This window comes from Candidatus Trichorickettsia mobilis, from assembly GCF_963422225.1.
Classification (GTDB): Bacteria; Pseudomonadota; Alphaproteobacteria; order Rickettsiales; family Rickettsiaceae; genus Trichorickettsia; species Trichorickettsia mobilis_B.
Genome location: NZ_OY728607.1, coordinates 312,853 through 335,652 on the forward strand (window position 1 = coordinate 312,853; position 22,800 = coordinate 335,652).

The 22,800-nt window shown below is 33.0% G+C and carries 19 protein-coding genes and 1 pseudogene; 5 read left to right on the top strand and 15 right to left on the bottom strand.

Features of this window, described 5'->3' with window-relative positions; all coding sequences use genetic code 11:
* Window positions 1-50 precede the first annotated feature (50 nt).
* Window positions 51-1,121, bottom strand: coding sequence for a hypothetical protein (locus R2I74_RS01330; protein ID WP_316353305.1), 1,071 nt, complete (start codon window positions 1,119-1,121; stop codon window positions 51-53).
* A gap of 6 nt (window positions 1,122-1,127) precedes the next feature.
* A complete protein-coding gene (locus R2I74_RS01335) occupies window positions 1,128-2,189 on the bottom strand; it encodes a hypothetical protein (RefSeq protein ID WP_316353307.1) in 1,062 nt (353 codons plus the stop codon).
* A 563-nt stretch (window positions 2,190-2,752) separates the two neighbouring features.
* Here R2I74_RS01335 and pheS point away from each other — a divergent pair.
* On the top strand, window positions 2,753-3,781 hold the full coding sequence (pheS, locus tag R2I74_RS01340) for a phenylalanine--tRNA ligase subunit alpha (RefSeq protein ID WP_316353308.1): 1,029 nt from the start codon (window positions 2,753-2,755) through the stop codon (window positions 3,779-3,781).
* Complete coding sequence (gene pheT, locus R2I74_RS01345; RefSeq protein WP_316353309.1) at window positions 3,778-6,168, top strand: phenylalanine--tRNA ligase subunit beta; 2,391 nt, start codon at window positions 3,778-3,780, stop codon at window positions 6,166-6,168. The genes pheS and pheT overlap by 4 nt, the downstream gene beginning before the upstream one ends.
* A gap of 45 nt (window positions 6,169-6,213) precedes the next feature.
* Here pheT and R2I74_RS01350 read toward each other — a convergent pair whose 3' ends face one another.
* Together R2I74_RS01350 and R2I74_RS01355 are read right to left on the bottom strand one after the other, a co-directional pair.
* Window positions 6,214-7,416 carry a hypothetical protein gene (locus R2I74_RS01350; RefSeq protein WP_316353310.1) on the bottom strand — a complete coding sequence of 401 codons (1,203 nt, stop codon included), beginning with the start codon at window positions 7,414-7,416 and terminating at the stop codon, window positions 6,214-6,216.
* 115 nt (window positions 7,417-7,531) lie between these two features.
* A complete protein-coding gene (locus R2I74_RS01355) occupies window positions 7,532-7,795 on the bottom strand; it encodes a DUF2671 domain-containing protein (protein WP_316353313.1) in 264 nt (87 codons plus the stop codon).
* A 364-nt stretch (window positions 7,796-8,159) separates the two neighbouring features.
* Between R2I74_RS01355 and R2I74_RS01360 the strand changes: the two genes are divergently transcribed.
* Entirely contained in the window at window positions 8,160-9,935 is a 1,776-nt protein-coding gene (locus R2I74_RS01360) for an ABC transporter ATP-binding protein (RefSeq protein ID WP_316353314.1), read from the top strand.
* Between the two features lie 187 nt (window positions 9,936-10,122).
* Here the strand turns inward: R2I74_RS01360 and R2I74_RS01365 are convergent, their stop codons facing one another.
* Window positions 10,123-10,698: a YqgE/AlgH family protein gene (locus tag R2I74_RS01365; RefSeq protein WP_316353315.1), complete on the bottom strand. Its 576-nt coding sequence runs from the start codon at window positions 10,696-10,698 to the stop codon at window positions 10,123-10,125.
* A gap of 109 nt (window positions 10,699-10,807) precedes the next feature.
* Between R2I74_RS01365 and R2I74_RS01370 the strand changes: the two genes are divergently transcribed.
* Window positions 10,808-12,742, top strand: a complete 1,935-nt coding sequence (locus tag R2I74_RS01370; RefSeq protein ID WP_316353316.1) for a protein-disulfide reductase DsbD family protein — start codon at window positions 10,808-10,810, stop codon at window positions 12,740-12,742.
* Here the strand turns inward: R2I74_RS01370 and R2I74_RS01375 are convergent.
* The 7 genes from R2I74_RS01375 to R2I74_RS01405 all read right to left on the bottom strand — a co-directional run bounded on the left by R2I74_RS01375 (window position 12,703) and on the right by R2I74_RS01405 (window position 19,065).
* Window positions 12,703-13,959, bottom strand: a complete 1,257-nt coding sequence (locus R2I74_RS01375) for an MFS transporter (protein ID WP_316353317.1) — start codon at window positions 13,957-13,959, stop codon at window positions 12,703-12,705. The genes R2I74_RS01370 and R2I74_RS01375 overlap by 40 nt on opposite strands.
* A gap of 195 nt (window positions 13,960-14,154) precedes the next feature.
* Window positions 14,155-14,274: a cytochrome bd-I oxidase subunit CydX gene (gene cydX, locus R2I74_RS01380; protein WP_316353318.1), complete on the bottom strand. Its 120-nt coding sequence runs from the start codon at window positions 14,272-14,274 to the stop codon at window positions 14,155-14,157.
* Window positions 14,274-15,410 (bottom strand): cytochrome d ubiquinol oxidase subunit II, encoded by a 1,137-nt coding sequence (cydB, locus tag R2I74_RS01385; protein ID WP_316353319.1) that lies wholly within the window; start codon window positions 15,408-15,410, stop codon window positions 14,274-14,276. Before cydB ends, cydX begins: the two co-directional genes overlap by 1 nt.
* Before the next feature lie 12 nt (window positions 15,411-15,422).
* The gene (locus R2I74_RS01390; RefSeq protein WP_316353320.1) at window positions 15,423-16,961 is read right to left on the bottom strand and encodes a cytochrome ubiquinol oxidase subunit I; all 1,539 of its coding nucleotides are present in this window, start codon (window positions 16,959-16,961) and stop codon (window positions 15,423-15,425) included.
* Between the two features lie 691 nt (window positions 16,962-17,652).
* A complete protein-coding gene (locus R2I74_RS01395; RefSeq protein ID WP_316353321.1) occupies window positions 17,653-18,324 on the bottom strand; it encodes a hypothetical protein in 672 nt (223 codons plus the stop codon).
* A 95-nt stretch (window positions 18,325-18,419) separates the two neighbouring features.
* Window positions 18,420-18,953, bottom strand: coding sequence for an IS630 family transposase (locus tag R2I74_RS01400; RefSeq protein WP_316355231.1), 534 nt, complete (start codon window positions 18,951-18,953; stop codon window positions 18,420-18,422).
* Window positions 18,892-19,065 (bottom strand): IS630 transposase-related protein, encoded by a 174-nt coding sequence (locus tag R2I74_RS01405; protein ID WP_316353322.1) that lies wholly within the window; start codon window positions 19,063-19,065, stop codon window positions 18,892-18,894. The genes R2I74_RS01400 and R2I74_RS01405 overlap by 62 nt, the downstream gene beginning before the upstream one ends.
* A gap of 63 nt (window positions 19,066-19,128) precedes the next feature.
* On the opposite strand from R2I74_RS01405, the pseudogene R2I74_RS01410 reads away from it, so the two are divergent.
* A pseudogene (locus R2I74_RS01410) lies at window positions 19,129-19,958 on the top strand (IS5 family transposase).
* Here R2I74_RS01410 and R2I74_RS01415 read toward each other — a convergent pair.
* The 3 genes from R2I74_RS01415 to R2I74_RS01425 form a co-directional block, all read right to left on the bottom strand.
* On the bottom strand, window positions 19,932-20,246 hold the full coding sequence (locus tag R2I74_RS01415; protein ID WP_316353323.1) for an IS630 transposase-related protein: 315 nt from the start codon (window positions 20,244-20,246) through the stop codon (window positions 19,932-19,934). The pseudogene R2I74_RS01410 and the gene R2I74_RS01415 sit on opposite strands and share 27 nt — an antisense overlap.
* Window positions 20,247-20,284: 38 nt before the next feature.
* Complete coding sequence (locus R2I74_RS01420) at window positions 20,285-22,300, bottom strand: leucine-rich repeat domain-containing protein (RefSeq protein ID WP_316353324.1); 2,016 nt, start codon at window positions 22,298-22,300, stop codon at window positions 20,285-20,287.
* Window positions 22,301-22,392: 92 nt separating this feature from the next.
* On the bottom strand, window positions 22,393-22,599 hold the full coding sequence (locus R2I74_RS01425) for a hypothetical protein (protein ID WP_316353325.1): 207 nt from the start codon (window positions 22,597-22,599) through the stop codon (window positions 22,393-22,395).
* Window positions 22,600-22,800: the final 201 nt, after the last annotated feature.

The following is a 22,800-nucleotide window of genomic DNA, read 5'->3' on the forward strand; positions in this document are numbered from 1 at the left end:
ATTAAGTAAATTCGACTTTATAGCATATTTAGTCCAGTTTCGAAAGAGGTCTAATGTATTATCTGAAGATTCATTTTTGGAACTTGTGAGATTATCTCAAACAACTTAGTTGTTTCTCCATAGGTTAATGGTTCAAAAGAAGATAGACCGAGTTCGATTATATTATTATTGATCAAAAAATTCTTTAGCGTATCATAATAACCAGCTTTAAGCATCATATAGCAAATCTTAGAGATACAAGTATAGTTCTCGTCCGCTATATTTTCCATATTCGCCATATCTTCCATCAATCTAGTAGTAGCATAACCATACATTGACTTAAAAAGCCTGGAACTAGAAATTGGGCTCACCGAATCATCTATATGTCTACCTAATCTATGTAAAATATTATCTCTCCCATCCCCATCATTTAAGTAAAAATCTTTGAGAGATTCACTCTTGTTACTGTAAACAATCATTAGTAGCTCTTCCGGTAAAGGCTTATCTGTCATTAAATAAACTTGATTGATAATTTTTGTTTCTGTTATTATCTTAAACAGCTCCAAAGTTTCAGCTAAATTTAATTCATCTAAATTAAACTTGAGCACTTTAATATCATTATTAAGAAGAAAAAGCTTTAACTGCTCCACTGAACCAGAATTAATGAAATGTTTGGAAATATTAAAGCATCGAAGATTTTGTAGTTCTTTATATTCCTCCATTTCTTCTCTTGATAGAGCGCTGAGATCCATGTTAGAACCATAGATAAACTCAATTATACTTAATGAGATACCTTCTAGATTTGTACTTTGTAAATTTTCATAAGTTATAGCGTAGGCTGCTAGAAAATTTCTTAATTCTGAGTAATAACTACTATTAATTAGTTCATCACAAATATCTTTAAGCAAATCATAATCATTAAATCTCTGTTGGTATTCTCTATTAAATTTAGTTATTTTTGACAAAAGATTCTCTTCATTACCATTAAAATCAAGCTGGAACTGAAGGTTATTTTTAATTATGCGCTCTGTTAATAATCGCTTATCTTCGTGATTATTAACCTCTTGATCTCCTAAACTAACTTTGATAACACCGGTTTCTTTAATATTATCAAATAACTTCAGAGTTTGCTCTATAGTCAACGGTATTTAATCTGGCAAAACTGACAAATGAGTGACATTATTAAATATCAAAAAAGTCAATAACCTATTGTAATGACCACCCTTAATCAGCGCAGTACAAATTTCATCAGACATAGCTTGCGATTGCTCGATCGAGCTTAGTCTTTCATAAGCTGCTATTTTGCTTATAACTTCCTCATTCATACCAAAACTCATCCAGATTTTATTAGTTATATGATGATTGGTAATAAAATCAAATAATCCACTGTAAACACCTTCTTTAATTAGTTGATAACAAATTTTCTTAATCGTTGGCAATATCTCATCGCTGGCTGTACGTGTTTTTTGCAAGTTTGCAAATAGATCTATCGATGACCGAGTATTAATGCTAATAATATCATTAACATTAGGTATATTATGACTTTTAAGAAAAGTAGCTAACGATTCAAAATAGCCTTGCGTAATTAGATCATAACAAATTCCATTCAACAAATTTTTGTCTGTTATGCCTGCCTTTAGCATTTTATTAAAAGTAGCTATCTTAATTAAGGCAGGGTCTTCAGATTGATTATATAGATTGAAATTAGTTGTTATATGGTCATTGGTACAATACGGCACTAATAATCGTGCATAATCAAGATCATCAACTTGCACGAAAAAATTCTCAACTTTGCTGTTTGATACAGCTCTAAATAGATTCATTTGATCAGGAAGATTAATAGTACCAGCGCGTATATTACCTACATGCAATGTAGTAATTTTGGTTTCCGACAGAATTCGAGCTAATGTTTGAGCTTCATTTGACGACAACTTACCGATTAATTTAAATTCATCAATAAATGTTGCTGGTAAAACGTTAATCAATATTTCTCGCGTTGAATTTGTAACCAAAGTAAGCGAAGTAATATGCGTAGTTGGCAACACTTCAGCTAGCATACTCATTGTTGCTTGTTCATGATCATAATTACTAGATAAATCTAATAATAGTTTATTAGTAGTACTATTTCGAAGTTCACTGTATAACCTCTCCATATCTTCTAGACTGTTAATACGTACCTGCGATGTAGTTTCAAAATCAATAGTTTTCATGATAGCCCCTTGTATCTATAATATAATATATGTAATGTATATTATCATATCTATTAATGTAATTCATGTCAATATGTTGATACTTTAATTTTAATTAAATATTAAAGAGCAATTAAAACCGCCAAAAACTTCCGTTCTTAAGTCTGAGCTGAGGGAGCTTCGCTCTCGTGGCAATCCAATTTACTTATTATTGAGAGTGTTCAATAAACTGTGTCAAGTCGTCATTGCGAGGGCTAAGCCCGAAGCAATCTAGTCTTGCTATGTGGGCTTTTCTGGATTGCTACGAGAGCGAAGCTCCCTCAGCTCAGACGATTGCAACTACCTCTGCGGTGTTTAATAAAATATTTTAATTGGCAACTGGCATTAAGGTAGATAATATGTACATTCTAAAAAAATGATGTATATTTAATCTATAAGTTAAATTATTATGGGTGCTAGGATTTATAAATAGTTGTATGAATATTTGGTTAGCTGTATACAAGGCGTCATCGCTCAGACGACTTTCTACATCAAAAAACCGTGAACACTCACAAAGAAAAAATTAATCGAAATTAATCCGTAATATGCTCAAACATCTGATCGAATCAGCGGCAGATAAAATTGCTGTGGCTAACAATTTAAATGAATTACAACAAATTAAAGTTGAATTTCTTGGTAAAAAAAGCCCTGTAACTCAGGCTATGCAGCAACTAGGATCGCTTAGTGAGTCTGAGCGCAAAATTTTTGGTCAACAAATCAATGAAGTAAAACAACGCATTACCGAATTAATTCAGGAAAAACAAATTATCCTTGAAGCTCAAGCTTTAGAACAACGATTACACAGCGAAATCTTAGATCTTACCTTACCAGCAAGACCACGCCAATATGGCAGCGTTCATCCGGTCAGCCAAGCTTTAGAAGAATTAACTCAAATTTTTGCTAAATTTGGCTTAACTGCAAAATATGGGCCAAGCATCGAAACTGACTGGTATAACTTCACCGCATTAAATATTGATGAGCATCATCCAGCGCGACAAATGCATGATACATTTTATCTTAAATTTGGTGAAGTATTACGTACTCATACCTCACCAATTCAAATAAGAACAATGCAGCATGAAAAACCACCCTTTAGAATAATTGCTCCAGGTAGAACTTATAGATCTGATTCTGATCTAACTCATACGCCGATGTTTCATCAAATTGAGGGGTTGGTAATAGATAAAAATATTCATATGGGACATTTGAAATATATAATTATAGAATTTATTAAGCATTTCTTTGAACAGACAAATATTAAAATACGATTTAGGCCAAGTTTTTTTCCTTTTACTGAACCATCTGTTGAGGTGGATATTTGTTTAAGTGATAATAATAAATGGTTGGAGGTGCTTGGTTGTGGCATGGTGCACCCTAAAGTGTTAGAGAATGTAAATATTGACCCAAATGAATGGCAGGGCTTTGCTTTTGGTTTGGGAGTTGAGCGTTTGGCGATGCTTAAATATAATATCAAGGATTTACGGCAATTTTTTGATGGCGACATACGTTGGCTAAAACATTATAATTTTTCTGCATTTGATGTTCCCACATTAGTTGGGGGGCTAACAAAATGAAATTTACTTTATCATGGTTAAAGCGTTTTTTAGATACTGATGCTACGGTTGCCGAAATTGCCACAGCATTAACTAATATTGGTTTAGAAGTTGAATCAGTAACTGATAGAAGACAGGAACTGGTCGATTTTACTGTGGCTCATATTAGTGATACTATACCACATCCAGCTGCTGATAAATTAAGAATTTGTACCGTACAAACAACAACAGAAAACTTGCAAATTGTCTGCGGAGCTCCAAATGCACGGGCTGGAATCAAAGTGGTGTTGGCTAGGGTTGGTGTAGAAATTCCTAATGGTAAATTTAAAATTAAGGCCTCAGAAATTAGGGGAGTTAAAAGCATGGGAATGCTTTGTTCTGCAGCAGAGCTCCTGATTGGCAGTGATGCTGATGGGATTATTGAGTTACCAGATAGTGCTAATATTGGTGAACAGTTTATCAAATATTATGGCTTGGATGATCCGGTAATCCAGGTAAATGTTACCCCAAATCGTGGTGATGCACTTGGAGTATATGGCATTGCTCGTGATTTGGCAGCTGTAGATATTGGTAGATTACTGCCACTTGAATTACCAAAAATTGATCGCAGCTTCCACTCCGAATTTAGAGTTAAAGTAATCGCTACCGAAGCTTGTCCTTTATTTTGCGTTCGTGAATTTAAAAACGTCAATAATATAGAGAGCCCAAGCTGGTTAAAACAATTATTAGAAAATATTGGGGTACGTTCGATTTCAGCCATTGTCGATATTACTAATTACATGGCTTACAGTTTTAGTCAACCAATGCATGCCTATGATGCTGATAAACTAGCTGGTTTAGAAGTAAAACTATTGGAAGATAAGCAACAATTTCAGGCCTTAAATAACAAAGAGTATAAATGCCTTCCTGAAGATTTAGTGATTTGTGATGGTAACAATGTTCATGCTCTTGCTGGAATTATTGGTAGCAATATTAGTGCCTGTAGTGAAAATACTCGTAATATAATATTAGAAGCAGCAGTATTTGAACCATTACTGATCACTAAAACTGGACGTAGATTACAAATTGATACTGATTCCAAATATCGTTTTGAACGCCGAGTCGATAAAACTTTCGTTGCTTCAGCTTTAGATATTGCAACGCAAATGATTTTATCAATTTGTGGTGGAGAAGTTAGTGAGATGTTGGTAATAAAATCGTTGTCACAAACTGAAGCTCATAATGGTTTTATTGATTTTGCGCCAAGCTTTTTCCAGCAATATAGCGGCTTGACTTTATCAACAGAGCAAATTTGTACTATCTTAAAAAAACTGGGCTTTAATATAGTGGTTGTTGATGAAATTTTAAAAATACAAATACCAGCTTGGCGCCATGATGTTAAGATCAAGGAAGATATTGTTGAAGAAATTTTACGCATATATGGCTATGACCGGATTTCAGAAATTGCTTTGCCTAATTCAGAGATTATAAGTGTAATACCAGTAGCACAAAAACGCCTGCATGATCTCCGAAGAATAAGTGCATGTGCCGGCTATGATGAGGTAATCACCTGGTCGTTTATGAACAGTACTACCGCACAATTATTTGCTGAATTGCATAACGAGCTAGTGCTGATCAACCCTATCAGCGTTGATCTAGATTATATGCGGCCTAGTATTGTGCCTAACCTTCTGGCGATCATTGCCAAGAATCAAGCAAGAGGGGTGACTGATATGTCTCTATTTGAAATTGGTCCAGTATTTTATGGAATAAAACCAGAAGATGAAATAACAATGATATCGGGAGTTAGATGTGGAAATTATCTGCCAAAAAATTGCCATGATGCTGCCAGAATAGTTGATGTATTTGATATTAAAGCTGATTTAGCGGTGATATTATCGCATTTGGAGCTATCTATTGATCGATGCCAGATATCTGCAACTAAACATATTTATTATCATCCAACTAGATCAGCAAACTTATCGTTAGGTAAGAATATTATTGGGCATTTTGGACAAATTCACCCTACTATATTGCAACATTTTGATATAGCAGGTGAGGTGATAGCGTTTGAATTAAATATCACGAATATTCCTACGTCTAAGCCAAAATTTGGTAGAAGAACAGAATTTATAACTTCTGATTTTCAGGTTAACTATCGTGACTATGCTTTTATAATAGATGTAGAGCAACCAGTCGGTAATATAATTTCCTATATTAAAAATATTGATAAAAAACTGATCAAAGCTGTAGAGTTATTTGATGTTTATAATGCTGCCAAAATTGCAATAGGAAAAAAGTCAGTGGCGATTTCTGTGCAAATTCAAGCAGATGATCATACATTAACCGAAGAAGAATTACTCAAACTACATGATGCAATTATTGATGGGGTAAGAAAGAATTTTGGCGGGGAGATTCGTAAGTTATAGCTTCAACCATTAATAATTGAAGCTATAATTAATCATTATACCAATTCAAATCTCTTCTTCATTAAGATGAATAATATAATTATTATTGCCTAATAATGATTGTTGATTACCGTCGTTATTAGGCCTTGTAAAGCAACAACAGCAACAATCATATTTTACCCAATCAGTAAAAACTTCCCAGCATGTTTTCTCTGGTTGTACGAATCTTACTTGTGTTGTATTATCCTTGCTTATTATTTTTGGTGTTTGAGTGAAAGCATCAGCCATTATTTTTTCTTTATAGATGGCTAATTTCTCTTTTGTTTCTTGTTGTATTATTTTCAGCTGGCTGTTGTACTTATTTTCTAGATTTGCTAATTCTTCTTGATGTGACAAGTGCATTTTATTGGCTTGTTGTGAAAAATCTATTTTCAGCGCTTCAATTTCTTGCTTTAGTTTTTTAGATAGATCCTCTTTAAATAATTCATTAAAAGCATTGGGTTTTACAGGTTGCTGTATTATTTCTTGTTTATCTTGTAAAACAGCTTTCTTATTTTCTTTCGGTGAAATTAGTTCATAAGCATCTGGCATATTTTGCTGTATAAAATTCTCTATGTCTTTTTCATCAACGTTGCTTTTAAACTCAAGTTTAACTTGTGATTGATCCATTTTTTCAATGTAAGTTAATTGCTCTTGAACATTAGTTCCTGTTTTATTTTGGGTTAATCGTTCTATATGTAGTTGTTCTTCAGCAATTTTTTTTGCAAATTCAATTTTTTGCTCTAATTGAAAATTTCTACAGTCTCGTAAGAAGTTTGGTAAATGTAGTTGATTGGTATCAACGAGATGTACAAACGTGAAATCATTGGTGTGTGCATCTTGTGCGTGAGCGTATTTGAATAAAGTGTAGAATGCGTTATTTTTTTCTAGAGCATTCATTGAATTTAATTCATCTGTAATATAATCTTCTAGTTCTTTGACATTACCTTTAAAATCTATAGCTGACTTTATGATAACGTAAGTATTTAAATCAGCTTGGTTTTTATTATCTGGATATTTATCAGTAAAAAATTGTAATATTTCGTCAAAGCTTGACAGCAAAATATTTTCTTTAATTGGTAAGTCTATACTATTACCTGTAGATAATAAGATTTTAACATTACTAATCGTGTCTCCTATTTTTAAATTACCAAATAATTGTTGTGACAATTTAGTGAAGCCTAACTGAAGGCCAGGCATGTTAGAAGCAAAGTCTGTTTGATTTTTCATAGCTACATCCCCCTTAGATATTGTTAATATAATTTATGCTCAGAAATCATATCATGATAGATAAATAATTAATAAGAATCAATGATTTTAGATAGAGTGTAAGTAAATATTACAGCTATTCTTGATTTAGCTTAATCATTTTTTGTTTTTTCTTATCCCAACTGTAGCGTATATTTACTGTTTTAACCTCTGTTACAATAATGTCTCCATTTGGTAGTTGTGCAATATCAAAACCTTTTTGCAAAGATTCTGTAATAAGCCCAGTAGAACTGCAAATATATTTGAGATCAGAAAATACCCATTGTTCTTCAATATTACTTTGTACTGTAGGTTGTAATATGTCGTCTTTGATTTTTATAATATCTTTTCCTTTTTTCATAAGTACCAAACATGTATGTATATTAAGATCTATAATTTGATCCAGTTTGTATCATTTTTACCTACTATAATCAAGGTAGTTTATTTAATTATTTAACTATAGATCGTTAAATTTAGCAATAGATAACCATGATAGGTCATGATTATTATAAAAAAGTAATGATAATATTAAAAAATTAGAAAGCACTATAGATAATCTCCATAAAATTTGTATAGCTAGAGTTTGGTTAGGTAGTAATAAAGAAATAAAAGTTAGTAGTGAACCAAGACCAAGTAATGGTAAATTTATGAAATTATAAGCAAGTACCTATCCATGCAATATAACATCTGTTATAATAAGCCTTTTGTTATGTGGTTGTAGATTTATGTTGATGAAAACGTCTTTATCAAATTCTTCGATTAAGTTATGTGTTTTTTTTCTTGGTTTAAGCAAGGTACCAGTAATATGTATAATGTTATTATGTGTATTGTTTGGCATTATTCCAGCAATTGATAGCATATTACTTAAAAACATAACAGATTTAATAGAGGAGGCTGGTGATCTTGAGGCTGCCACACTTCCTGCTTTAATGCTTTTTTGGGCTATTATGTACGGAGTATGGTGGGAAAGCATAAATTTAGTAGGGCGAGTCTATGATTATTTATGGTTAAAAACTATGCCAGTAATCAAGGGAAAAGTAGTGGATGAGTTATATAATTATACTCAGCATTATCACCATAAATTTTTTCAGGATAATTTAGCTGGTCATATTACTAATCGAATAACTGAGGGATCAAGATCATTGGAAATGGTATTTGCTATATTAAGTGAAAAACTTATTCGTAAATTTGCGGTGATTATTTTTGCACTAATTGCGATGTATAGTGTGCACTATCAAATAGCAACGATTTTTTTTATCTGGGTTTGTGTATTTATTGGTCTAAGTATAGGTTTTTCTCAAATAATCAATAAATATTCTACTAATTATGCCAAACATAAATCACAAGTAGCTGGTAAAATCGTTGATGCAATCGCTAATATCAGCGCAATCAGGATGTTTACTTCGCATAAATTTGAACGTCGTTATTTAAATCACCATATTAATGTAGCGGTAGATAGTGATCAAGTAATGCAGTGGTTTATGTTGAAATTACGGTATGTATTAGGTTTATCATGCTCAATAATGATTTTTACAATTATCTACCGTATATCAATACTTAGAGGTCAATTGATTATTACTATTGGTGATTGTGTGTTGGTTTTAACTTTATGTATGGCAGTGGCTGATGATATTTGGGAGTTAACTGAGGAAGTAGGGGATTTATTTGAAGAATTCGGCTCCTTCCATCAAAGTATGACTTTAATTCAGTCTTATATTATTACAGATAGCGAACATGCCAAGATATTACAGGTTTTAAGAGGAGAAATTGAGTTTAGGAATGTTACTTTCTACTACCAGAATAATAAAATATTTAGTAACAAGTCAATGTTTATTAGTGCTAAGCAAAAAGTTGGTTTAGTGGGGTTTTCCGGTTCTGGTAAAACAACTTTTGTTAATTTAATCACCAGATTGTATGATATAAAAGATGGTTCTATTCTTATTGACGGACAAAATATTAAAGATGTAACTCAGGATTCATTACGAGCTAGTGTAAGTATTATTCCGCAAGAACCAATTTTATTTCATCGAACTATTATGGAAAATATTCGTTATGGCAAAAAAAATGCAACTGATGCAGAAGTAATTGAAGCGGCCAGGGCTGCTTATATTCATGAATTTATTGCGAAATTGCCTGATGGATATAATACATTATGCGGAGAACGAGGCAATAATTTATCTGGTGGGCAAAGACAGAGGGTGATAATTGCTAGAGCAATTCTAAAAAATGCTCCGATATTAATTCTTGATGAGGCTACTAGTAGTTTAGATAGCTCTACTGAAAACCTGATTCAAGATTCTTTAAAATATTTGATGCACAATAAAACTGTGATTATTATTGCTCATCGATTAGCAACTTTGCTGCATATGGATAAGATTTTAGTATTTAATAACGGTATTATTGTTGAAGAAGGAACTCATAAAGAGCTCTTAGAAAAAGGAGAGCTCTATAAAAAATTATGGCAATCACAGATTACTGGGTTGATCGCAGAGAATCCTTAAGTTTGTTCACGGGTTTTTAAGATTGAACGCAAGTCAGGGGCTTACAAAGCTACAACCCCCGTCTGAGCTGAGAAGTGAAACGACGAAGCAATCCAGAAAATAGCTAAAAAACATTGATTTCAACTGGATTGCTTCGTCGTTTCACTTCTCAGCTCAGACGATTTTTTAATCCGTGAACGCTCACATTTTAACAATGGCCTAATTTTGCAGAAAAATGCGCATCCTCGATGCCAAGGTTTTTTAATGCTATATGCCATTTTTGATCATTAGCTTCTGAAAAAATTAATTCGGGATTACACTCTGATACAATCCAAAAATTATTTTCAAGTTCAAGTTCTAATTGTCCTGCTCTCCAAGCGGTATAACCAACAATAAATAAGCTATGTTTTGGTCCAACACCTGCTGCAATATCTTTAAGAATATCGGTGTTCGAACTTATAGCGATGTTATTTTGTGATTTAAACAATAGATTTTTATCATACTCATCAGAATGCAGAAAAAAACCTTTCTCAAGTTCTATTGGTCCACCGAGATAGATGGACAAAATCATATTGTTTATATTAGGATCAGTATCATTTATCGAATGAAACAGTGATTTTAAAGGCATGCGGCTCATTAAATGGTTAACAATAAGACCCGAAGCACCGTCTGGAGTATGTGATAATATATAAATTAATGATTTATGAAATACATCGCTATAAAGTGTATATGGGCTAGCAATAAGCACTTTGCCAGATAAATTGTTAAAAGTTTGATCTTTCATAAATTTTATTTTAAAAAATTAAAAAAATCTGCTGGGGATGCAGATACAAATTGATATAGTAGGAAATATAATAATATATTGAGTAACATTCAATGACATTTACTAGCTGATGGCCAAAAGAATTTATTATTTTATCATAGTATTAATAATTGCATTACAAGTTAATGCTGCTACTTTGCATTTTAAAATGGAAACGGAGGCTGGTAAAGCTTTATTCCGCATCAACTTGGATAGTAGTAGTAAGATTTATTGGTTATATGCTGGCGTAAATGGTTTGCCAACAAATATTGATCTGTCTGCATCAGATAATTTGCTGGCATATAAAATTATCTGGCCATTTCCTAATATATCAGTGAATTCTGGTAGTATAGAAGATTATTATTACACGGGGGAAGTATCGATACCGGTATATGTAAAAGCAATTGATGAAAATTCGCCTATTTTATTGAAAGCAACTATAAGCTATTTGTTATGTATGGATCAATGTATACCGATTACAGAGAGATTGGAGCAATTGATAAATATTAATTCTGATTTTTCAGAATTAAAGACCTTTAGCATTAGTGAGGTGGTGTTGAATAATGACCAAAGCATAAGCTTTATTGCCAGTCTCTCTGAATCAATAGATGATATTCCAGATTTTGTAGTCAATCAAGTAGGTCTCAATTTTATTAAAGATACCGAGATAGTTAAAAAAACTGATCGTGATTTTTTAGTAAGATTTTTTATTGAACCTAAACAGTATAATAATGTTAGGAATCAGGAGTTTGAAGTATACTCAAATAAAACTGATCTGGCTACCAACATTACAATACCAGGAATCAAAATGATGTTATTATTTGACTTAAATTTTTGGATAGCGCTATTTAGTGCCTTTCTTGGTGGTTTGATTTTAAATTTTATGCCTTGTGTACTACCAGTACTATCGTTAAAATTATTATCTTTTACCAGAAATTCTGCCAATAAAAAAAGATCATTGGCCTTATCTTTATTGGGAATTCTTTGCAGTTTCTTTTCGTTAGCTTTAATTACTATTGCATTGAAAGCATCTGGTAAGCAATTTGGCCTGGGTATACATTTTCAGAGCCCGGTGTTCATTATATTTTTGACTATAATCCTTACAATATTTATTAGTTCTTGCCTGGATCGAATAAATATTGACCTACCATCAGGATTAAGAAATATGCTTAGTAAGCATCACATTAAAAATAATTATTTCGGTGATTTTTTTGGTGGAATAGTTGCCAGTATATTATCCACCCCATGTACTGCGCCTTTTTTAGGAACGGCGATGGCTTTTGCTTTGAGTTGTAATAATAATATATCGGTTATTATAATATTTATGGTTGCTGGTTTTGGTTTTGGTACTCCATATTGGCTGTTAATATTCTGTCCAAAATTGATAATTTTGCTGCCTAAGCCAGGTAAATGGATGGTTTTAATTAAAAAAATTATCGCAATTTTACTAATCGCCACTTTAGTATGGTTATGCAATATATTAGATGAACAGATGGATTTGCGGGCGGTAATAGGTTTAGCATTGTTATTGCTGTTATTAAAATTTGTGCTTGAAAACAATAAAGGTCAAATTGCAAGATCTATAGTTAAACTACCAATAGCCATTATGATAGTGGTCTCTGCTCTATATCTGCCTAATATGGCTTATAACGAGGATTTACAGCATAATATTGCGGTCAATAGTGTTTGGCAACCATTTGATCAGAAAGAAATTGCTAAATTAGTTGATCAAGGAAAAATAGTAGTAGTAGATATTACTGCTGCTTGGTGTGCTACTTGCAAATTTAATAAATTAATTGTTTGGGATCGTGATAAAACAGTTAAGCTATTTAGGACTAAAAAGATTATTGCTATGCGTGCTGATTATACTAATTTCGATCAGAATATTCAGGATTATTTATCAAGCAATCAATCTTATGGTATACCTTTTAATAAAGTATACGGATCCAAAGTGCCACAAGGAATCATGTTGCCATCAATAGTATTTTATGGTGACTTGTTAGCGGCAATTAATACGGTTGAGTAGCTGAAGGTCACGGCTCCTAAGAGAATAGCAATCAATGTTAATAAATAACCAAATATAATAGTTATAGAGCCAGTATATTTCCATAATAACATACAAAAAAATGGCGTAGTACTTGATAATAACATACTACCTATAGAGTGTGAAAGACTGCACATGCGCATCCTGATTCCGATACTAAACATTGATTGGATGATAATTTGCAGTGGTACTACATAAAATGGTAATAAGCCCACTAATAGCATTATTACATATAATGTATGGTTATTGATTGCAAAGCCGGACAATATAATGATAATAATGATTGTAGAAATAGTTAAAGCAGTAATAATTTGTTTTTTAACATTGAATTTATCGGCAATAAACCCAGATAATACTGAAGCAATAGCAAAAGTAGCAATAAAGCAAATATTAGTAAGTTGTGCTTGAGTGCTATTTATTATAGATGCTATTTTTGAAGCAAAAGTGGCAAAGAAAATTATTAAAAAGTGATAGATACCGCCATTACAACCATTAATCAGTATGCTTAAGCAAAATTGTAATTTATGAGTTTTGATTAGAGTAATAATTTCAGAATTCGAGCTTTTAGAGTAGTTTGTTTTAGCTTTAAAATTTAAAAACTCATCACTTTCTTGAAAATAGCGTCTCATCAAGATAATAAGAGCTCCAGCTACACCGCCAATAATAAAATTGATTCGCCATAAATCTGTTATTTCGCTGTTAGCTGTCATATGGTAGCTGGTGGCCGCAAGTAGAGCTCCTATCTGACTATAAAAAGAGACAATGCCATTAGCAAGATTACGATGTTTAATTCCTATTTTTTCAGCGACATAAATCCTAGTAGCATCAATTTCTCCAGCAAGACTCATTAAAAAAGTCATTCGACAAACAGTAAGCAGAATAGTGGCGCACCAGCCAATAATTTCAAAACCTGGCATAAGGCCAATGCAGCCTGTAGAAATAGCAGCGACGCCAGCGGCTATTTTGACTGAATTAACTCGACCATAATTATCTCCAATAATACCAAAGATTATCGATCCTAAAGGGCGAGCCATTACTGCTATACTAAATATTGTAAAGAAGCGAAGTAATTGTTCAGTTTCTTGATGATGCGGCATAAAGGTTTTGGCAAGTTGTGCCGCAGAAAGGCCAAAAAGTGCGTAATCATAGCATTGGATAAGAGTTGCAAGAAAGGCGATAATAAGTGCAGAAATTTTCATTAATAAGCCTGAGTTTGGCGTAAGAGGCACATTCAAATTCTCGCAAACCGAATTGCGGAGAGTGTTCAATGAACTGTGTCAAATCGTCATTGCGAGACGAAGTCGAAGCAATCCAGAAAAAACTTGGCATTGGCCAATTTATAAATATTGACTGGATTGCTTCAGGCATAGCCCTCGCAATGACAAGTCTTATTTTTATTGAGCATCCTCAGATTTATCAGCTTCAGTGAAAGAGTTTAATTCAAACCAAAGCGCATTTAAAATACTAAAGGTACAAGCTAAGCCTATGCCTAGAATCCAGGAGAAATACCACATTAATATACCTCATGAGGTTTAGATTTAATATGTTTTTCTGTTACCTTGCCAAACATTATTTTATAAGCCCAAGATGTGTAAAATAATATTATAGGCATGAATATAATAACCGCAAGCAACATTATAAATAGTGAAGTTTGGCTGCTGGAGGCATCCCACACGGTTAGACTTACCGTATAATTAATTTTTGACGGTAGAATAAAAGGAAACATCGATAAACCAACTGTAGCAATAATTCCTAAAATTGATAATGAATTAGTAATAATCACCAGGCTATATTTTTTCGAGAGAGCCAATATCCAGGTTATTATTGCGCCGCTTAATCCTAATATCGGAGCGGTCAGAAACCAAGGCGTTTTATTATAATTTTCTAGCCAGGCTCCGGGATACATTTTGACTAATTTGTTATGAGGATCACTCGATGCATCATGAGCCAGATCTCCAATGATCGAAAATCCATCCATTTTAGATATACACCATCCACCAATAATAAATAATAATAAAGTTAAAATAGGAGTTATTTTGAGTATTGTTTTAGCTCGGTTTTGGATGTCTGCTTCAGTTTTTAATACCAAAAAAGCAGCTCCTTGTGAAACTATCATTGATAGACTAGTGACTCCAGATAATAAAGTAAAAGGAGAAAATAACGCCCAAAATCCTGTAGAATTTTTTATAAACATAAATTCATCCAGGTCAAAATCTATACCTTGAAGCACGTTTCCAACCGCTACTCCAAAAACCAAGCTTGGTACTATGCCGCTAATATTTATAGCTATATCCCATGATTTACGCCAAATTGGACATTCGATTTTGCTACGAAAATCCAAGCCTACAGGTCTTAAAATTAACGCTATAAGAATTAAAAATAAAGCAAAGTAAAAATTAGAAAAAGTAACAGCATATACAGTTGGCCAGGCGGCAAAAATTGCTCCACCTCCTAATATAAACCAAACCTGGTTACCTTCCCAGGTTGGAGCAATAGTATTTAAGACTATTCTTCGTTCAATATCATGTTTTGAAACATAAGGTAGTAGAGTTGCGACTCCAAGATCAATACCACCGAGGATGGCAAATCCTATTAATAATACACCAAGAAGAAGCCACCAGATGATTCTTAGAGTTTCAAAGTCTAGCATAAAAAGTCACCATTAATTCCTTGAATCTTGTAAAAAATGTTCTGGTCCGGTTCTAGCTGTCTTAACCATTAGAAATATGTCTATAACTAATAGAAAAGTGTAAAGAACCACAAAACCAATAATACTGCTGATGATTTCAATATTACTAACCGGGGACACTCCTAAAAAAGTAGGTAAAATACCGTGAATAGCCCATGGTTGTCTTCCAAGCTCAGCAACAATCCATCCGAGTTCAGCAGCAAGCCACGGTAATGGCAAACTTAATAGCGATAACTTTAATAACCATCTTTTTGCAAATTCCCTACGTATATTCATCCAATAGAAAGTAAGAGTAAATAAGATAATAAAATAGATGCCGCAAGCCACCATTATCCTGAAAGAGAAAAATAACGGTAGTACCTTAGGGACATTAGACCATGCTGCTTTATCAATCTCTTCATGGGTAGAATTCAGGATATCCACTCTATATTTCTTGAGTAATAAAGCGTAGCCAATGTTAGAGTAATTTTCCCGTAAAAATTGAATATCAGCTGATTTATTTTGACTTTCTTTGTTTTTTAATCTTAATAGCACTTCATATTCAACCAATCCTGCGATAATTTTTGATTTTGATATTTCAACTAACTCCTTAATTCCCAAGATTTCCTGATCTAAAGACCGCGTGCCAATAATTCCCATTAAATAAGGTATTTTTATAGCATAATCAGTTGATAATTTTTCCTGATTAGGAATTCCAAATAAAGTAAAAGGGGCGGGAGCCTTTTCAGTTTCCCATATTGCTTCTATGGCAGCCATTTTCATTTTCTGATTAAAACCGGTTAAATAACCACTTTCATCACCTAAGACTACTACTGATAGAGCGGATAGTAAACCAAAACTACTCGAAATTATGACAGATCTTTTTGCAAATTCGACGAACTTACCGGTTAATAGATAATAGCAACTGATTGAAAGCACAAACATTGCTCCGGTAACATAACCTGCACTTACGGTATGCACAAATTTAGCTTGCGCAACGGGGTTAAAGATTACAGCGGTAATGGATTCAATTTCCATGCGCATAGATTCGGGATTAAACACAGCTCCTACCGGATTCTGCATCCAGCCATTGGCAATAAGAATCCATAATGCTGAAAAATTAGCGCCAATAGCCATAAGCCAAGTGCATAATAAATGCCCTAACTTGCTCATTTTGTCCCAGCCGAATAAAAATAAACCAACAAAAGTACTTTCCAGGAAAAATGCCATTAACCCTTCTATAGCTAGAGGTACGCCAAAAATATCGCCAACATAATGAGAAAAATAAGCCCAGTTCGTACCAAACTGAAACTCCATGGTAATACCGGTAGCTACTCCCATGGCAAAGTTAATGGCAAAAAGTTTCCCCCAGAACTTGGTCATGCTTCTCCATATATGATGTCCTGACATCACATAAACACTTTCCATGACCGCAAGTAGTAAAGCCAAGCCTAGGGTAAGTGGTACGAATAAAAAATGATAAATTGCGGTTATAGCAAATTGTAACCGAGAAAGATCAACTATATGTTCCATTATCTGCATTTAAGTTAAAGTTGATTGATTTGCTTAATAAATGACGACGTAGCTGCTCTTCTTTGTATCTATCATGTCCAGAAAAGAAAAGAAAATATAGTAATGCTATTAAGTTTATTTTTACCGCAAAAACAATATAAATCTTTTTATAAAAATTTTCTGGCTTGTATAGAAAATATAAAATACTGATAATTAATAGGAATATGTAAAGACTTAATATAGAATACATTACTCTTTAATTATTTAAGGTCTATAATATGGAAGGAGATGCTGAAATAAATTCAGCATGACTTCTGTTTAATGATGAATCAGTAATACTGTAACATGAAATTTAGATCATTGCTATATTTTTAATAAACAAATTTTAGTAATTTAATGCGAGCTATGGAACCAAGTTCATAGAAATGTCATTATTGTATCGTGAGTTGTCAATTAAAACTGCTAGAAACTTCCGTTCCTACGTCTGAGCTGAGGCAGCTTCGCTCTTGTGGCAATCCAGTTTTACTAGATACATTATTTTGGATTACCACAGCAGCTGCGCTGCCTCAGCTCAGACGGCTGGAACTGACCTCTCTAGTGTTTAATAAAGTATTTTAATTGGCAACTCGCGTTACTGTAAAGGTCAACTAATTTGTTGATTTTTACAGCAATGACATTTATTAATTATATAGGTTATTAGAGCATTTTCATATTATGCTATTTCATTATGATGCTCATGTTGGCCTAATATTAGTAGTGGTTCTACATTATCATATGATGAATGCTGCTGCTGCGCAATCATCTCGTCTAGCATTCTTGCTAACACATCTTGATGTGAGGGATCATCGTATGATAACAATTCATTATATGATTGAGAGAACAAAGCAATATTATGTCCTACAAAAACTTTTAACTTCTCATAATCACCGTTAAGTTTGGCATTATTCATCATATCCTGACAAATATCAAGTCCAAACGATTTACCATAATCTGCCATCTCTTGTTCTTGCAGTAATTTATTAAACTTTGTCAACTTTGAACATAAATTACCTTTATTGCCATCTATAGAGATCTCAATTGTAATATTGTTATTAATAATAAATTCATCTAACTGATCAATAAATTGTCCATTACCGAAAAGTGGCAGTATTTTACAATCAAATTCTATAAGTTTACTTTCTTTTATCCCCTCATAAAACTTTAACATTACATTCGCATCAATTGATTTAGAATTTACAGTCAGTGTAAGTTTAGTGAGTTTAGTGTCTGGATTTAACAGAGCTTCTGTTAATGCTTCTATGCTTTGATCTTCTGCTATATTAAAATTATTTTCTTCCGTAATCCCATTGTACAAAATAAGCTCAGTAATCTTTGTCTGCGGCAAAGCTTTTGCTAATGCCGCTATTCCTTGAGAACCAAATTTGTTACAAGATACGTTAAGCTTAGTAATTTTTGTATAGCTAAACCCCTATAAAACGGTTATAACATGTACTTTTCAAACAGAGTGTCTACGTCACAGCGATATTTCCTTCTTCTAGATTTAGCTTGAGCCCATTTTGGTTCAATAGGATTCAAATCAGGAGAATAAGGCGGTAAGTACTCCAATATATGACCAGCTTTTTCTATCATAGTTTTTAAATACGGACTTTTATGGAAACTTGCATTGTCTGTCACAACCACGGAATTATTAGGTAATTTCGGTATTAAATCTTGTTCTACCCAGCTGTTAAAAATAACTGTATTAACATTGCCGTCAAAAATTGACACGGTTAGCAGCGATTTACCTACTAATGCCCCTATAACATTAGTTCTTTTTGACGGATGCCAATCATGAACACCATAACACCTCTTGCCTTTTGCCGAATATCCGTGAGTTCTAGGCGCGCTATGGACAAACCCGCTCTCATCGGTAAAGACAATAACTTTTTCCTCTGCCTCGTACTTTTTTATCTTATTCTGAAATTCTAACCTCTCTTCTTCTTTTGCCTTCGGATGTTTTAAAGCTTTTTTTATACGTAATGTTCAACTTCTTTAATGCTTTTTGTATTCCAGATTTACTCACTCCTAACCGCTCAGCTCTTTCATATTGATACGCGTCACTATATTGCACCACGTCTTCTCTCAATAGACCTCTTTCGAAACTGGACTAAATATGTTATAAAGTCGAATTTACTTAATTTAGAACTATATGAGATATAAAAATTTAAGCATTTTATCGGAAGAGCATTTTAGAAGATTAACAGGGGTAAGAAATAGTACATTTGAAAAGATGGTAGGGATTTTAAAGACAGAGAAACAAATAAATAGGAGGTACCAAGGTGGCAGAAGAGCTAGTCTTAGTATGGAAGACAGCCTATTAATGACACTTGAATATTTAAGGGAATACCGTACCTATTTTCATATAGCTAAGAATTATGGAGTTAGCGAAAGCAGTGCATTTAAAACAATTCGTTTTGTTGAAGACACTCTAATAAAACATCCGGATTTTGCTCTTCCAGGTAAGAAGGCTCTAGTTAAAAGCGGTATGGAGTATGAATTAGTTTTAATAGATGCTACAGAAAGCCCTATAGAGCGACCCCAAAAAAACAGAAATACTATTACTCAGGTAAAAAGAAAAGACATACGTTAAAGACTCAAATAGTAGTAGATAAGAAAAGCAAACGAGTCATATGCACTTCTTTTTCCAATGGTAAGCGTCATGATTTTAAATTATTTAAAGAATCAAGAACCCATATACTGCCTGAGGTTAAAGTGATTACTGATACTGGTTATCAAGGCTTACAGAAGATTCATACAAATTCTGAGCTACCAAAGAAAAAGAGTAAAAAGAATGCTTTAACTAAAGAAGATAAGAAAAATAATAGAAGTTTAGCAAGTGACAGAGTATTAAATGAAAATGTTATCGGTGATAAATTATGTTAAAGCGTTTTAAAATAATTGCATCGAAATAGACGCAAAAGATTTGGTCTTAGGTTCAATTTAATTGCTGGTTTATATAATTGGGAGCTTGGTAAATGAGTTTCGAAAGAGGTCTAATGCTTTTTGTATTCCAGATTTACTCACTCCTAACCGCTCAGCTCTTTCATATTGATACGCGTCACTATATTGCACCACGTCTTCTCTCAATTTATCAATCGGTATTTTTTTCGAAGCTCTATTCCTATTCTTTAGAGGAGATATTTTTTTAGTCCATACAAATACCGTGTTTTTTCCTACTCCAAAACGTTTTGATATTGATTCAAAACTCATCTTCTCTTTTTCTTTGATAGCCAGTACTTTCTTTCTAAAATCTATCGAATATGTCATAACAATTATTTTAATTATACCCTTTGATTATAACCGTTTTATAGAGGTTTAGCTATACTAAACTGTTCGTCGTTTTCTACAATAGAAAATTCACATATCTTTAAAAAATCAAGTAGCAATTGGTGCACTTTCTTTGAGGGTGAAGAGTACGTATTATTATCAATAAAATTTATATATCTTACTAAAGACGCATTTGCTCCGATGAATTCTATAATATCATTTATACCCTCACCATTGAGTGAGCTAAATAGTTCATTACCTATCAAGTCCATATAATGAGTTGTTATTCCCTGGCCGTTTGGATCATTCGCTACTTGATCTAAATATTGTTTCCAAGCTGTAATCAACTTGAGACCTCCGTTGTGGGTAATATTACAATTTTGCAGGTTAAGGTTAATTAGTTTGGTATTAGGATTAAGCAAAGCGTCAGCTAAAGCTTGTGCACCATTATCACCTATTGGACTATCGCTTAAATTAAGCTCGGTCAGTTTCGAACCAGGTATAGCTGTAGCTAGAGCTTGCGCACCACTATTATCCACAAACTCTGTTAGAGCTAAATTAGTAATTTCAGTTTTTGGTAAGATATTAGCTAGCTGTTGTATATAATCGGAAGTGATCATATTACTGTCATTTATAATAAGTTTTGTAATGCTTGTTTGCGGTAAAACTTCACAAAGCTTGATTATATTCAGAGGATCAATGTGATGTATTATAAGTGTTGAGATTTTTGGGTAATTCATTAAGTTTTCTATTATATAGAATCCATTTAAGCGCACATATTCGTTGTAATACGGATATAAAAGTAGGGTTTCAGTATTTTGTTGCGGTATAATATTTGTTGCAACTTGACCTGTTATTTCTTTAATGTTAACAGGAGGGTGGTATTCTATATTGATTTCCAGATTTGCAGCGACAGCAGCATTCCATAAATTTTCCTTGACTAAATCAGTTATCTTATTATCTTCTATAGCAATGCGTGTGAGTTTTGGTTTTGCTATGCCGAATTCTTGCTGTAAAACGTTATAGTTTAAAGCATTAGCTAAAGCTTGTGCTCCTTCACCTATCTTATTATCATTTACGCGTAACACCTTAATATTAGAAGAAAGCAAGGGTTTAGTTATAGCTTCTAAACCTAAGTACCCGATTTTATTACAATTGAGGTCGATTTCTGTGATTTTAATTCTGGGGTCAGGAAGAATATTTGCTAGCACTTGAGCTGCATTAGGACCTATTTTATTACCATGCAGTATCAGGCTAGTTATAAATGAGTAAGGAAGTACAGAAAATAACGCTATTGCGCCATTATCGCCTACTTTGTTTGTTCTCAATGAAAGTTCAGTTAATTTAGATTTTGATAGAACTGCTGCTAATGCCTTGGCTCCTGGATCACCAATTGCATTTTTATTTAAACTGAGTGTCTTTAGCAAAGTCTTAGGTAAGATGGCGGCTAGTCTTATCACTCCTGCATCTGTTATGCCGGGCATATTATGTACCGTGTATGCTTTGCCGCCGTCTCCGATATGGCCATCTATCCGCAGCTCGGTAAGAAGTGTTTCAGAATTTTCTGACAATGCTGAAGCTATTGCTTTTATGCCTGCGTATCTTACTTCATTACCATTTATATTAAGCTTAGTAAGCTTTGTTTTTGGATTAGCTAAAGCACTAGCCAAAGCTTGGGCAATGCTATCACCAAACTTAATTTCAATTATTCTAGTTTCTAATGGAGAGACCCAGAATTTGCTATCCCTATGTAAATCAAGTTCAGTCAAATTGGAGTCAGGCAAAGCTCCAGCTAGTGATTCAACACCTACACCCGTAATATAGTTTTCACTAAGATCCAGTGTGGTAAGCTTTGTTTCTGATTTAATTAAAGCTTTAGCTAGTTTTTCTACACTTTTATCACTTATTTCATTATAGTGTAACTTAAGGTTAACAATTTTGGTATTGGGCAATAAATTAAATAAGTGTGTTGCACCTTCGTCATCTATTTCATTACCGTTTAAGCAGAGTTCAGTGATTTTGGTGCCAGGTAGAGCTATGGCAAGAGTGAGCATGTTGTCTGCGCTTAGGCCTATCGTTTCTATTCTACCTTCTTCATTTACTCCCCTATTTGCTCTTAAATAAAGCGTGGTAATATTAGTTTCTGTTACCCTTGCGCTAGTTTTTCTATACAGTCAGGACTTAAACAATTAGCACTTAAATCAAGCTTTGTTACACTATTGGCATTTTTCAAAATGTCCATTAGACGTTGTATATAGACTGCATCGCTAATATTATAACCTGCTAGATTTACTTCTTCTGTTATTTCTTTGGTAATAATTAATTGTTCTATTATTCCTAAATCTTGAAACATATTAACCCTATCTGATAATATTATGTTAGAAAATTATATAAAAATATTATATAAAATCAATAGAATAATATAAATATATAGAATAATATTTGTTTCTGTAAATTTAGAAGTAAATAATTTTTATAATTATAGAAAATTAATATCAGATAAGCGAACTTATTATTTATAAATCAAATAAGGTTTACAGTCTAAGTTAGTAAA

Excerpts from the sequence above, each read along its gene's own strand:
- R2I74_RS01335 (WP_316353307.1), bottom strand. The coding sequence starts at position 2,189 with ATGAAAACTATTGATTTTGAAACTACATCGCAGGTACGTATTAACAGT.
- pheS (WP_316353308.1), top strand. The coding sequence starts at position 2,753 with ATGCTCAAACATCTGATCGAATCAGCGGCAGATAAAATTGCTGTGGCT.
- pheT (WP_316353309.1), top strand. The coding sequence starts at position 3,778 with ATGAAATTTACTTTATCATGGTTAAAGCGTTTTTTAGATACTGATGCT.
- R2I74_RS01350 (WP_316353310.1), bottom strand. The coding sequence starts at position 7,416 with ATGAAAAATCAAACAGACTTTGCTTCTAACATGCCTGGCCTTCAGTTA.
- R2I74_RS01355 (WP_316353313.1), bottom strand. The coding sequence starts at position 7,795 with ATGAAAAAAGGAAAAGATATTATAAAAATCAAAGACGACATATTACAA.
- R2I74_RS01360 (WP_316353314.1), top strand. The coding sequence starts at position 8,160 with ATGTTGATGAAAACGTCTTTATCAAATTCTTCGATTAAGTTATGTGTT.
- R2I74_RS01365 (WP_316353315.1), bottom strand. The coding sequence starts at position 10,698 with ATGAAAGATCAAACTTTTAACAATTTATCTGGCAAAGTGCTTATTGCT.
- R2I74_RS01370 (WP_316353316.1), top strand. The coding sequence starts at position 10,808 with ATGGCCAAAAGAATTTATTATTTTATCATAGTATTAATAATTGCATTA.
- R2I74_RS01375 (WP_316353317.1), bottom strand. The coding sequence starts at position 13,959 with ATGAAAATTTCTGCACTTATTATCGCCTTTCTTGCAACTCTTATCCAA.
- cydX (WP_316353318.1), bottom strand. The coding sequence starts at position 14,274 with ATGTGGTATTTCTCCTGGATTCTAGGCATAGGCTTAGCTTGTACCTTT.
- cydB (WP_316353319.1), bottom strand. The coding sequence starts at position 15,410 with ATGCTAGACTTTGAAACTCTAAGAATCATCTGGTGGCTTCTTCTTGGT.
- R2I74_RS01390 (WP_316353320.1), bottom strand. The coding sequence starts at position 16,961 with ATGGAACATATAGTTGATCTTTCTCGGTTACAATTTGCTATAACCGCA.
- R2I74_RS01415 (WP_316353323.1), bottom strand. The coding sequence starts at position 20,246 with ATGACATATTCGATAGATTTTAGAAAGAAAGTACTGGCTATCAAAGAA.
- R2I74_RS01420 (WP_316353324.1), bottom strand. The coding sequence starts at position 22,300 with ATGCTCACTCTTGCCATAGCTCTACCTGGCACCAAAATCACTGAACTC.
- R2I74_RS01425 (WP_316353325.1), bottom strand. The coding sequence starts at position 22,599 with ATGTTTCAAGATTTAGGAATAATAGAACAATTAATTATTACCAAAGAA.